This window comes from Agromyces sp. MMS24-JH15 (assembly GCF_043518605.1).
GTDB lineage: Bacteria > Actinomycetota > Actinomycetes > Actinomycetales > Microbacteriaceae > Agromyces.
Window position 1 is genome coordinate 2,890,471 of the sequence record NZ_CP171358.1, and the last position, 12,108, is coordinate 2,902,578.

Sequence of the window (12,108 nt, forward strand, 5' to 3'; positions counted from 1 at the left end):
ACCGACAGGCGCCTCAGATCCGCATGGGGCAATGCCGGAGGACGGACCCACACCCAGCCGTGCACGTTCGATCAGGTCACGTGCAGAACCGTTCAGACGATCAGGTGTTCCATTCGATGAGTGGGGCATCGCCATGCGCGTAGAGCGGGTGCCGAGGCGCCCCGCCCTTGTTGATGCCCAACGCGTAGAGCGGCGGCAGTAACGTGACAGCGTGGGCCACGCGAGCCGGGTCGGCGTGGTTGCCCCAGCCCGCGACCACAGTGCCGCTAAGGCCGGCGAGCTCGCGATCGTTGTCCGGGCCGACAGGGTCTGCTGCGGCCATCATCGCTTTCGGCGACGTCGAGCGGTACGCGTAGAGGTTGGTGATCAGCATGCCGCCGAACCCGTCGCGCTTTGCGAAGTTGACGCACCGGCGAAGCGTCGGATCGAGTTCGACAGCATCCGCTGTGCTCGGGTTCAGCAGAACGAAGGTGACCATCGGGAGCCCGGCTTCCCACACACGGGTGAGCGAATAGCGGTAATCACCGCGAATATCCGCAGTTGCGGAAGTGAACTCAGTCATCGGGGGCTCTCAGGTGTGCGAACTTCGTTCTTCAGGTTTCTCGATGGTGAAGCCGTTCAGGCGATGACCCATGATCATCAGCGTATCGATGCGACGACGGGCAGTCAGATGGGCGAGGTAGTGGGCGTGCTGCCGACGACGGCCGAATTCTGGACAGTACCGTCGCTGCGGTTCAGGTTCTCAGCGTCGCCGACCTTTCGGCGCGCATCCACGAATCGCCGCGTTCCACACATGTCGGTGTGTCATGAAGGAGACGATCAGAGTTCGTCGGCGCGGAGCCCCTGCACCCACGGAGGGATCGACCCGAACTCATGCACGGCGAGGTTCGGGGAGACAGCAAACCCGGTGTCTCCGACCTGGACGAGACCTGTCCCGTAGTCGAACGAAACAGCCCACCATCCGGTGTACCCGAGGTGCCTCTCCTCATCTAACGAGAATGCGAGCAACGCTTCGGTGCGTCCTCTCCGCCGGACAGCATCGATCGCCTGGGCGGCGGTAATCGATCCCGTCCGCTCCTCTGCAGCGCGCAGCTGCTCGATTCCGTCGGCCAGGTGGTTGGACGCTTGGAGCAACGCACGGTTCGCAGCACGGATGGACAGCGCCCAGCCGTCCGAGGAATCCGGCAGCTTCACGGCATCCAGCGCTTCCATCGCGCGTCCGAGGTGTGCGGCCGCGGTGGCAACCGCGCGCTCCTGGCTATTCGTTGGCGATTTCGGCGTCATCCGGTCATTCTTCCGCAGCGCTGGTGCTGCATGCGTGGGCTTTGCCCATTCGGGCCGAGCCATGGCTCCACCGCGGAGGGTATGGCCTCGGGGAGGCCACCTCCGGGTTCATCTCTCGCGTGTGATGAGGTCCGATTCAGACAGACTCACGTGATTCCGATTCAGACAGACTCACGTGATGGGGACGAGCCGACCTGCGAGGCTCGCTTCGTAGACCTCGAGTTGGGATGCCTCGGGTACCCCGGCGGCGCGGAGGTGCTCCATCACCGATTCGAGTCTGCTCCTTGATGTTGTGCTCATGCCGCGTTGGATCGCGAGGAACGGCACCACCGTGGCATACTTCGGGAGCGCCGCCTGCCGAGAGCTAGCGGCCGGAAAACGCGCAGATCCCGCGCTGCGTCGAACTCAGAGAGTCGCCCGGATCGCGGGGGTCTGCCTATGACCTGGGCGCCGATCCCGGATGGATCACCGCCGCAGAACTCGCCGCTCATGAGTGGTCCGAGGCGCAGCCCACGCCGTCGACGTAGGCGAGCACAGCCCCAAGAGCCGCGAGCATCTGTCCGCGGCTCCCTCGCTTTGCGCCGGCGAGTCACGCTACTCATTTGAGCTCGAGCAGAGCTTCATCCTTGCCCGGTCGTTCTCGCTCGCGGCGGAGCTGCTCGCGCGACCGTTCGCCGCGGCGTCGGCGGCGATGCGGATGCTGCGAACCTTCGAGAGCGTCATACCGGATACGTATGTAATTTTGGGGAGCCGCCGAGCTTCAGGTTCGCCTGCGACAGATACGCCGCCGCCCGGCGAAGCACCTCGTTCTCCTGCTCGAGCAACCGGATCCGCTTCCTGGCTTCACGCAACTCGGCGGCCTCTCCCGCGGTCTGACCGGGACGCTCGCCCGCTTCGATATCGGCTGGCGGAGCCAGTTCTGCAGCGACGCCTCACTGATACCGAAGTCGGTGACGATCTGCTTGAGAGTGACGCCGGCATCGCGGCGACGGGCGACCGCGACAACGTCTTCACGGAACTCGCGGGGATACGGACCGGGCATGATGACATCCTCCCCGTCAGCGCCCTCAAGGCACTAACGATCAGTCGTCACCGATTCGTTCCTCACGCCCCGGCGCCCGGCAGCTACCGATCGCGGTAGGGGGCGTCGGAGACTCCGCGGCGGATCAGACTCGACACGAACGCGTCGAGCGGCTTCCTGGTGATCGACACGAACCACCGCTTGCCGCCGAATGTGCGTACCAACCCGGGACTCACCGCGTAGTACACATGGATTGCCGCCTTGCCGATCTCAGTCTGCGAAAGGACAGCGTCGCGCCAGCGTCTCAGGGCCCACACCTCCGGGCAGTCATACGACCCGTATACGGACGTGGCGACGTAGCATCCGTTGTTGCTGCTGCTGGTTGCCTGTTGTAGTGCGCTCTTCGACGGTGGCGCCGCACCGACCGGGGCGGCCTTCGACGGAGCAGCCGCCTTCGACTGAGCGACGGCCTGCTTATTGTCTTGAAAGGCGACATCGAGGAATATGACGCATGCGGCAGCGAGGAAGTTGAGTTCCTCATCCAGTCGCTTCAACGTCGAATACAGTGTGGCGAATCGCGGTTCTTTGGTCTGGATGTCCGAAAGGGAAGCAACCAAGAAGAACTGGCCGAGGAGTGCGCGTCCGGAATTGGTCAGGTCACGGATCTCACTGTCTAGCACCGTGCGCGCGAGCGAGCCGGTTCCATCTCGCCAGTCACGCATCCAACGCAGTTCCCGCTCTGCGAGAACGTCACCGCGCGCCGCGTCGCGTTCGATCTGCGAAAGTGCCTGATCGAAGAGATCAGGATGAATCGTTGCCAGCATCAGGTCGACGAGCACGGCGATGGCAGCCAACTGGAATCGGTCCGACTGTCCGAACGGGTCGATCCCTCGAATCTCCGGCGCATTGCGAATACGCCGTTCGACGCCTGCGGCCGTCCAGTCAGCCACTAGATCGCTCCGATAGCAGGCTCGGACCAGTTGGGGGACTGAAATCTCAAGGCTCAACCAACTCTCGCTCAGGGGCTCGAAGATTGTCTCGCGATCGGCACTTCCTTGACCACGTCCTCGCGCCCCGCTTTCGGGGGTCGTATGAACGCGTCCCGACTTCGACTGTGGGCCGTATCGCTCGCGTCCCGTGAGGGCCGGCACTTCGCACGCGCGGTCTGCGTCCAGACTGGCTACTGTGGTGCCGTGGCGCTCGACCTCTCGTTCCTAGCCGTTCCGCTGGGAGCTGCACCGCCTCCAACACGGTCAGTGAATGTCTACGACATTCTCCGGGAAGGATGGCGGGAGACCCGGGTTGACATGACGCTCCTCTTCTTCCTGGACCCGAACGAGCGGCACGGCTTGGCATCGCTGGTCATAGACGCGCTGCTGTCCCTCCTGGACGGTGCCGATCTCATCGGCGCCCTCGGAAGAACGGGTGTCCAGTTCGACTCAGGAAGCTATCTCGGTTCTGACGAATGGGAGATTGGAAGCCAGGTCGACTACATCGACGTCCTCGCCATCAACAGGACGAATGGCTTGGCGCTGGTGCTCGAGAACAAGATCAGTCATGTCCTCAACAATCCCCTCGATGTCTACGCCCGGCGTGCACTCGCCGAGGAGGGGATCGACTCGGTTCTCGTGGTGACCCTCGCGCCTCAGCACCGGGTCGCTCCTGACACCCAAGCCCTATGGCACTCCCGGTCGATCACGTACGCCGAATTGGGTGCGCAGATCCGATACTCGTCAGATCTCGTTGATCATCTGCTGAGCCCTGTCGACCTGAATCAACGCCGAAGCCTCGATCTGTTGCAGCAATTCATGGAAGCTCGGACAGAAGGGTGGAGCATGACTGACAACGCGGTAGAGGCGGCACGCATTGACGAATGGCGGGCGCTGCTCGAAGAGCACGGGGAGGCGGTAAGTCGGTTCCTGACGGCGCGGAGCAACATCGAACGCACGCTCCGCGCGCGCATTCGGAGACTCGAGCCGTTGATCGATGCGGAACTCAAGGACGCAGGGCTAGTGGTCGGATGGGAGTCGCATAGCGGTTCGAAAGGCGTCGCTTGGAACGCATACCACTTCCCAGACATCGACTGGAGCTTCGAGCTCAAGCTGTCCGTCAGGCCAGAGAATCCGAGCATCTTCATCTACGAGTACCGTGGGCGGACGTATCGAGACGAGTCGATACATCCCCTCGACCTGAGTTGGGCGGCGACCGACGCCGAGATCGTCGCGGAGTTCGTCACGCGAGTCGCTCACCTCATCGCAGAACGTCGAGCGGCATCGACGGCCGGTTGACTCGACCTGTCGCTACGGCGGCGCTGCCGCTTGAGCGCATCTCTCCGATCAGCGCGGCGAAGACCGCCAGGGAGATTCCAAGTGCTCCAGCGCGACAGCTCTGGCACCTGAACTGGGGTGCGGCTTCGGCACGGCCAGCCGGGCCCGAGGTCGTATTCTCCACATGAGATCCCGAGCTGAACTAAGGACTACAGGTGCCCTACACCCCGCGACTCGGTCGTGCAATCATGCTCGGGCTGTTCGGGCCGGTGCTCTTCCTCACCGCCTGCAGCAACGGCGGCGGCACCCGCGCGTACGAGGCGCCCGACTGCGAAGACGTCCTTTCAAGCGCCCTTCAAGGCGTCCGTGTCGACGACACAACGGGGGCAACCGACTCGAAGTTCCAGTGGTTGTCGGAGAACTGTTCCCACGAGTACGACGTTCTCGTGGACTACACATCGGAACGGGCGTCCGCGCAAGGTTCGTTTGGGCCCAGTTCGTGTGACGACCTCTCTCAGTACCTTGAAGGAGAGTCGATCGAACTATTGCGTGCGGAGGGGCTTTGCGCCGTCGGCGCGGCTGTCGCCCCGCCTGCCGTCGCGCCGGTCGAGCAGCCCGGTGGCGGGATCGCGTGGAACGAGGCAGTTGGCCATGCCGGAACTGAGCAGCGTGTTTGCGGGCCGCTCGTCGGCGACGGGTACGACAACGACGATGTGTTCCTGAACCTTGGGCTCGACTACCCGGATCCAGGGCGCTTCCAGATCGTCGTCTGGGACGTTGGTGGGCTCGAACCCATCGCCTACGGTTCCACGCTCTGCACCTCGGGCGTCATCACCATGTACAACGGGGTCGCGCAAATCGAACTCGAGGACCCAGGCCTGATCTCGATCTACGAGTAGTCCGCATGTGGCGACCTGCTGAAACGGCCTACCCGTATCGCGCCTCCCAACCCGGACCACCAACGATCGGTGATCGACTTGAAGGTCCCAGGGACCGCGCTGCGGCCCCTTTTGCGGCTATTTTCAGTCGCAGACACCCGCGATTGACGGCGTCCCTCACCCATCGTCACCGAGATCGCCGGCCTCGTTTTCCCTTGTACTGAGGGGTATTCACAACCCAACACGTGCGCTCGAGTCGAGGTCATCACTGGCAGAGAGGTCCCTCAGATCCACCAAGAACCCCTGATGAATAGCTCTATTCGTCAGGTGTCTTCTCGTTGGCGGGAGGCCGGGCACTCCTCCCGCCGATCACGCGAACCGCTCCGAGAGCGCATACCTCAGCACCACGAGGTCGCCGAGCCGGCGGCTTTCGGCGAGCCTCGCGTGGTGGTCGGGGTTCCACGGGAACGTCCCGTCGCCGATCAGCCGCGGCGCCCGGCGGTCGCCGACGAAGAACGGGGCGATGGCCAGCTGGAGTTCGTCGACGAGGTCCGAGGCCAGGAACTGCGTCAAGACGGTCCCGCCGCCTTCGACGAGCAGGGTGCGCACGCCTCGGTCGCCGAGCTCGGCGACGATGCCGGCAACGATGACCTCGTCGCCGAGTCCGACGACGGTGGCGAGCTCTCCGAGCCGGTCGCGGATGCCTCGGGCCTTCGACCGCGGGCAGTAGACGAGCTTCTGTGTGTCGCCCGAGGTGAAGAACTGCGACTGCGGGTCGAGGTCGCCCGTCGCGGTGACGGTCACCTTCCAGGGCAGCGGCGGCAGGCCCTCGGACTCGCGTCGGATCCGTCGCTCGTCGCTCTTGACGAGCAGCCGCGGATTGTCGGCGCGTACGGTGCGCGCGCCGACCATGATCGCGTCGCAGTGCGAGCGCACCTCGTCGACGCGATCGAAGTCCGCCGCGTTCGACAACGCGAGGCGCGGCGGCGCGGGCGTGTCGAGGTATCCGTCGATCGACATCGCGGCGCTGAGGATCACGTACGGCCGGTCGGTCACGTTCCCTCCTTCCGGCCGGTGCCGGCGCCGGCGCCGGCGCCGGTGAGCGCGACCGTACGCGCCGGTGCGGACGGCCGCACGCCACGCAGGGCGGATGCCCCGGCCAGCACGAGCCCCGGGGCGACGGCGATCATCGCGAGCACGCCGAACAGCGTGGCGGCCGCGACGCCGGCGGACGCGCCGAGGCCGGCGACGGCGAACGCCCATCCGGCGATCCCCTCGCGTGGTCCCCATCCGCCGAGGTTGAACGGGATGGACCCGGCGAGCAGCACGACGAGCGCGAGCGCCGCGACGCGCTCCGGCGGCACGCTCGAGCCGATCGCGGCGACCGCGACGCCGAAGGTCGCGACATGGCACGCGACGACGACGATCGAGGCGGCGACGACCCGCACGGACGCGCCGGGGGACCCGACGCCGAGTGCGAGCTCGTCGAGCTCGCGTCGCAGCGCCCGTCGCACGCGGACGCCCGACGCGGACGCCGGGAGCACACCGACGACGAGCGCGGCGAGTGCGATGACGACGACGACAATGCCGAGCGCCGCGAGCAGGTAGCCCTCGAACTCGAACCCGAACCCCGCGACGACGACGACCGCGAGCGCGAGCTGGACGAGCTGCCCCACGGTGCGCTCGATGACGACGGCTCGAGCGCCCTGCCCGACGTCACCTGCGTCGCGGCCGTGCGTCACGGCACGCTGGACGTCGCCGATCACGCCGCCGGGCAGCACGGTGTTCAGGAACTGCGACCGGTAGTACATCCCGACCGCGCGCGAGAAGTCGACGCCGACGCCCAGCCGGCCCGCGATGATGCTCCAGCGCCAGGCTGCGGCGGCGGTGGCGACGGCGGAGAGCACCACCGCGACGACGACCACGGGCAGGTCGATGCTGAGCACGCCGTGCACGAACGGCTCCGACCCGACCTGTGCGATCACCGCAACGAGCACGCCGACGCCGATGAGCGCCCGCGCCGCGCGGCGGAACCACGGCGACGACACCGTCGCGCGCAGGGTCGCACCCAACCGGAGCGTCCTCACCGGCGACGACATCACGGCCACACGAGGAGATCGGTGTGCACGACGGTGGCCGTGAGCACGCCCTGGCGCAGGTGGGATGCGCGGAGTGCGCGGTACGCCGCGGCCGGCACCTCGAAGTCGGCGCGCTGTTCGACGGCCGCACCGAGCCATCCGTCGAACCACTGCGCGAGCAGGTCGGGGTCGTGACGGCCGAGGCGCCAGAAGGTGGTCTCCTCGCGGGCGTTCCAGCCGGCCTCGACGAACAGGCGCCGCGCGTCGGCGACCGCGGATGGCCCGGCGAGCGCCCGCCCGTCGACACGGCGTTGCTGGTGGGCGTTGAACGCGGCTGCGAACAGGTCGTCGCGGGCGTCGGCGGGGCCGAGGTGCACCCGGCCGGTCACGCTCAGGCTCAGCAGCGCGGGACACCCGACCGCGACGCAGGCTCGCGCGATGGCGCGGATCTCGTCGAGCGTCAGGACATCGAGCAACGCGGACGCGGTCACGAGCGAGGCGCCCTCGAGATCGCCGGGTTCCAGGTGCGACAGCTCCTCGCTGCGGATGGCGACCCTGACCGGCCGGCCGTCGCGGTCGACCGGCACGCCGCCGTCCGCGGCGCGCTCGACGAGGCCCGGGTTCCAGTCGTGCAGGACCCAGGTCTGCGGGCCGGGCAGCAGCGGCGCCAGCCAGCGCATCATCGAGCCCGTTCCACTGCCGAGGTCGTGGACCGCGATCGGGCCGGGGCCGAGCCGGTCCGCCGCCGCGCGAGCGAGCTCGCGCGACCTGGCGCGCGCGTCCTCGGGCTCGCGGAGCGCGAGCCACTCGCTGCTGACCTCGATGACCTCGCTCATCCGGCACTCCGCCGTTCGTGCTCGGGGGCGCCGCTGGCAGGGGCGATCCCGACGAGCGCCGCCGCGGCGACCTGCGCGGCGTCATCCCAGGCCCGTCGGGGCATCGTCCGGCGCGACCGCATGGCCTCGGCCTTGAGCACGGCACGCCGAGGTGGTTCGCTCCACCACATCCGCAGGGGGAGTCGCAGCGACACCGGATCGTTCGCCGGAACGAGGATGGCAGCCGTGCTGCCCTCGGTCGCCTCGGTCAGGCCGCCGACACGCGAGGCCACGACCGGGATGCCTCGCGCCACCGCCTCGGCGACGGCCATGCCGTAGCTCTCGGCGCGCGACGGTGCGACGAAGAGGTCTGCGCCGTCGTACGCAGCGGCGAGACGCTCGCCCGTGAGTACGCCCGTGAGCGCGACGCGGTCGGCGAGCCCGGCCGATCGGATCGAGTCCGCGAGCCGGGTCGCGTACCCGGGGTCGAGGTCGAGCGAGCCGACGATCGAGCAGGTCCATCCGGGCAGGTCGGCCATGCCCGCGAGCGCGTGCACGAGTACGTCCTGCCCCTTGTGGGGCGCGACCGCGCCCACGCAGAGCAGGTGGCCGCCCGACGTGGATCCGGTCGCGGCCGGTACGGCGTCGATGCCCGGCCGTGCGACGACGATGTCGGCGCTCGACGCGAGCCCGCGGGCGAGGAGCTCGGATCGGGTCGACTCGCTCGTCGCGATCACCCGGCGGGCCGCATGCAGGGCCTCGCGCTCGCGTTCGGCGATCCGGGCACGGGCGGCGCGTTCGAGCCCGGGCATCGCACTCGCGACCATGTGCGCCAGGACGACGATCCGGAGCCGTGTCGCGTGCGCGACGAGCACGCGCGATGCGGCGACCGCGAGCAGTCCGTCGACGAGCACGAGCGCATCGTGCGGCAGCCCCGACAGTGCGATCGCGACGTCGCGCGGGCTCCCTTCCGCGACCCGGACCATCCGGATGTCGAGCCTGCGCGCTCGAAGCGCCTCGCCGAAGCGGCGGTCGTAGACGTTCCCGCCGCTCACGCGCGCGTCGTCGTCGATGCCGTCGGGCACCAGGAAATGCACCGTCGGGCGCGCTGCCCGAGTCACAACGCCCGCTCGTAGCTCGCCCACGCGATGTGGGACTCGTGCAGCGTGACCGCGATCGATGACAGCCGGGTGCCGGATGGCCCGAGCACCCCGCCGGCGGCCCGGTCGGCGAGACGATCGGCGATCACCTGGCAGAGCCGTTCGGTCGTGGTGTTGATGCCCGCGAACTCGGGTTCGTCGTCGAGGTTGCGGTAGGTGAGCGCACCGGTGATCTCGCGGAGCGCCTCGGCGGCGCGTCCGATGTCGACGACCACGCCGTCGGCGTCGAGCTCGTCCGCGCGGAACGACGCATCGACGATGAAGGTCGCGCCGTGGAGGCGCTGGGCGGGGCCGAAGGTCTCGCCCGAGAGGCTGTGCGCGACCATCAGGTGGTCGCGAACCGTCACGATGAAGCTCATGCGGCGTCCGTCCAATCGATCGTGCGGCAGAGCTCGTCGCTCGGGCCGGCGGCGAGCCCGGCCATCACCGCGGGCAGCTCGGTCCACGGGGATTCGCCCGTGAGCAGCGCGTCGAACGCCGGGTCCCGCAGCAGGTCGAGCGCGAGTGCGAGCCGGTCGCGTGTCGTGCGCACGCCGCGCCGACGCGCGGCCACCGCACCGACCTGGCTCGAACGGATGGTGAGCCGGCGCGAGTGGAAGTCGGCGCCGAGTTCGAGGGTCACCGTGCGGTCGCCGTACCAGCTCGCCTCGATCACCTCGCCGTCGGTCACGACGGTCTCCAGCGCGAGTCGCAGTCCCGCCTCGGATCCGCTCGCGTGGATGACGAGGTCGCGGCCCGCGGGCGCCGCGCCCGGCTCCGCGAACCCGACATCGAGCCGCTCGGCGACCTCGCGACGTGACGCGTCGACGTCGACGAGCACGACCTCGATCCCCGCGATGCCGCGGGCGAGTCGCGCGATGCAGCATCCGATCATGCCGGCGCCCACGATCGTGATGCGATCCCCGATGAGGGGCGCGGCGTCCCACAGGACGTTCACCGCGGTCTCGACGGCGCCGGCGAGCACCGCACGGCGCACGGGCACGCCGTCGGGAACGGGGACCACCGCGTCGGCCGGCACGACGAACGCCGACTGATGCGGGAACAGCGCGAAGACCGTGCGACCGATGAGGGCGTCGGGCCCCTGCTCGACCGTGCCCACGTTGAGGTAGCCGTACTTCACCGGGCCGGGGAAGTCGCCCTCCTGGAACGGCGCGCGCATCCGCTCGCGCTCCGCGATCGGAACGCGCCCGAGGAACACGGATGTCTCGGTGCCGCGACTGATGCCCGTGCGCGTCGTGCGGACGAGCACCTCCCCGTCGCCCGGCGGTTCGATCGGCTGCCGGCGCAGGGCGCCGACGCCCGGCTCCTCGATCCAGAACGCCACGGCGTCTCGCAACGGCACGTCTCCTTCGATGAACCATCCGGTGGTTCCCCACGTGTACTCGAATATGGTCCGTGGGAAGCTCTCTGACAAGGACACGTAATGGCGAGAGGCGAGGTTCAACTCGCACCGATCGCGCTGGCGGGGCTCGGTGCGGCGGGCGCGGCGGCGATCTGGGCGGCCGGCGGGCTCGCGCCCATCGGCTGGACCGCCGCGGTCGGATACCTGGCTGCGAGCACGGCGCTGCTGGTCGTCGGCCTGCGACGCGACGGTTCGTCGCGTCTCGGCTGGGCGAACGCCGTCACAGCGACGAGATCGGCGCTCGTCGCCCTGATCGCGGGGCTCGTCGTCGCGTCGTTCGTCGCGCCGATCCCCACGCCGCTCCTGATCGGCGTCACCGTGCCGGCGCTCGCGCTCGACGCGGTGGACGGATGGGTCGCCCGGCGCACCGGCACCGCGACCGAGTTCGGCGCGCGCTTCGACATGGAGGTGGATGCGTTCCTCCTCCTGGTGCTCAGCGCGTACGTCGCGCAGGGCCTCGGGACCTGGGTGCTGGCGATCGGGCTGATGCGCTACGCGTTCGCCGCGGCGGGATGGGTGCATCCGTGGCTTCGCGCGAAGCTCCCGTACCGCTACTGGCGCAAGGTCGTGGCCGCGCTGCAGGGGATCGCGCTGGCGGCCGCGGCATCCGGCCTGCTCGCGCCGGCCGCCGCTGCCGCCGTCGTCGCGATCGCGCTCGCACTGCTCGTCGAGTCGTTCGGCCGCGACGTCGCGTGGCTCGCGCAGCGAGACCGCGCGCGCCGCACGCCCCGCGAGCGGTCGCGATCAGGCCGCGCGCCGGGTGCGGGCGACGACCGCGGTCGCGATCGCGAGCACCACGATGCCGATCACCTCGATGACGACGGTCTCGGGCACGAGCGTGAAGTCCCACGTCTCGGTGATGCCGAAGAGTCCGACGGTCAGGGCGAGCAGGAGCGCCGCGAGGCTCGCGATGAGGAACAGCAGGCTCAGCACCGTCGCGAAGACGAGGAGCCGCCCGTGCAGGACGAGCATCGCGATCGCCAGCGCGATGCCCGCGATGCCGTTCAGCACGAAGAACACCCCGAGGATGCCTCCGACGCCGTTGAACACGAGGTAGATGTGGATCCCGCCGACGGCGAGGAGGACGATCGCACTGAGGATCCTGATGATCATCAGGGCGCCGCGGTTGGTTCCGGCCATGTTCACACCCGCTTCCGATCGAAGCCTCCGATTGAGACGTCGTGATGAGGACACGAGGCGACG

At 68.5% G+C, this 12,108-nt stretch carries 12 protein-coding genes and 1 pseudogene; 3 read left to right on the forward strand and 10 right to left on the reverse strand.

Annotated features, from left to right (window positions below; genetic code table 11):
- Window positions 1-100: 100 nt before the first annotated feature.
- The 4 genes and pseudogenes from ACDF64_RS13160 to ACDF64_RS13175 all read right to left on the reverse strand — a co-directional run bounded on the left by ACDF64_RS13160 (window position 101) and on the right by ACDF64_RS13175 (window position 3,255).
- The gene (locus ACDF64_RS13160; protein ID WP_394551812.1) at window positions 101-562 is read right to left on the reverse strand and encodes a DUF1643 domain-containing protein; all 462 of its coding nucleotides are present in this window, start codon (window positions 560-562) and stop codon (window positions 101-103) included.
- 257 nt (window positions 563-819) lie between these two features.
- Window positions 820-1,284: a hypothetical protein gene (locus tag ACDF64_RS13165; protein WP_394551813.1), complete on the reverse strand. Its 465-nt coding sequence runs from the start codon at window positions 1,282-1,284 to the stop codon at window positions 820-822.
- Between the two features lie 770 nt (window positions 1,285-2,054).
- Window positions 2,055-2,326 (reverse strand): annotated as a pseudogene (locus ACDF64_RS13170) (transposase); the annotation flags it as partial.
- Between the two features lie 83 nt (window positions 2,327-2,409).
- Window positions 2,410-3,255 (reverse strand): CFI-box-CTERM domain-containing protein, encoded by an 846-nt coding sequence (locus ACDF64_RS13175; RefSeq protein WP_394551814.1) that lies wholly within the window; start codon window positions 3,253-3,255, stop codon window positions 2,410-2,412.
- Between the two features lie 243 nt (window positions 3,256-3,498).
- Between ACDF64_RS13175 and ACDF64_RS13180 the strand changes: the two genes are divergently transcribed.
- Together ACDF64_RS13180 and ACDF64_RS13185 are read left to right on the forward strand one after the other, a co-directional pair.
- Complete coding sequence (locus ACDF64_RS13180; protein ID WP_394551815.1) at window positions 3,499-4,593, forward strand: hypothetical protein; 1,095 nt, start codon at window positions 3,499-3,501, stop codon at window positions 4,591-4,593.
- A 194-nt stretch (window positions 4,594-4,787) separates the two neighbouring features.
- Window positions 4,788-5,471, forward strand: coding sequence for a hypothetical protein (locus ACDF64_RS13185; protein ID WP_394551816.1), 684 nt, complete (start codon window positions 4,788-4,790; stop codon window positions 5,469-5,471).
- A gap of 348 nt (window positions 5,472-5,819) precedes the next feature.
- Here ACDF64_RS13185 and ACDF64_RS13190 read toward each other — a convergent pair whose 3' ends face one another.
- The 6 genes from ACDF64_RS13190 to ACDF64_RS13215 are packed head-to-tail and all read right to left on the reverse strand — an operon-like array spanning window position 5,820 to window position 10,839.
- Complete coding sequence (locus ACDF64_RS13190; RefSeq protein ID WP_394551817.1) at window positions 5,820-6,506, reverse strand: RibD family protein; 687 nt, start codon at window positions 6,504-6,506, stop codon at window positions 5,820-5,822.
- Window positions 6,503-7,522, reverse strand: coding sequence for a lysylphosphatidylglycerol synthase transmembrane domain-containing protein (locus ACDF64_RS13195; RefSeq protein ID WP_394551818.1), 1,020 nt, complete (start codon window positions 7,520-7,522; stop codon window positions 6,503-6,505). Before ACDF64_RS13195 ends, ACDF64_RS13190 begins: the two co-directional genes overlap by 4 nt.
- 26 nt (window positions 7,523-7,548) lie before the next feature.
- Window positions 7,549-8,364: an SAM-dependent methyltransferase gene (locus ACDF64_RS13200; RefSeq protein ID WP_394551819.1), complete on the reverse strand. Its 816-nt coding sequence runs from the start codon at window positions 8,362-8,364 to the stop codon at window positions 7,549-7,551.
- Window positions 8,361-9,428 carry a glycosyltransferase family 4 protein gene (locus ACDF64_RS13205; protein ID WP_394551820.1) on the reverse strand — a complete coding sequence of 356 codons (1,068 nt, stop codon included), beginning with the start codon at window positions 9,426-9,428 and terminating at the stop codon, window positions 8,361-8,363. The genes ACDF64_RS13200 and ACDF64_RS13205 overlap by 4 nt, the downstream gene beginning before the upstream one ends.
- Window positions 9,429-9,460: 32 nt before the next feature.
- A complete protein-coding gene (locus tag ACDF64_RS13210) occupies window positions 9,461-9,862 on the reverse strand; it encodes a 6-pyruvoyl trahydropterin synthase family protein (RefSeq protein WP_394551821.1) in 402 nt (133 codons plus the stop codon).
- Entirely contained in the window at window positions 9,859-10,839 is a 981-nt protein-coding gene (locus ACDF64_RS13215; RefSeq protein ID WP_394551822.1) for a zinc-binding alcohol dehydrogenase, read from the reverse strand. Before ACDF64_RS13215 ends, ACDF64_RS13210 begins: the two co-directional genes overlap by 4 nt.
- An 87-nt stretch (window positions 10,840-10,926) precedes the next feature.
- On the opposite strand from ACDF64_RS13215, the gene ACDF64_RS13220 reads away from it, so the two are divergent.
- Window positions 10,927-12,090: a CDP-alcohol phosphatidyltransferase family protein gene (locus ACDF64_RS13220; protein ID WP_394551823.1), complete on the forward strand. Its 1,164-nt coding sequence runs from the start codon at window positions 10,927-10,929 to the stop codon at window positions 12,088-12,090.
- Window positions 12,091-12,108 lie beyond the last annotated feature (18 nt).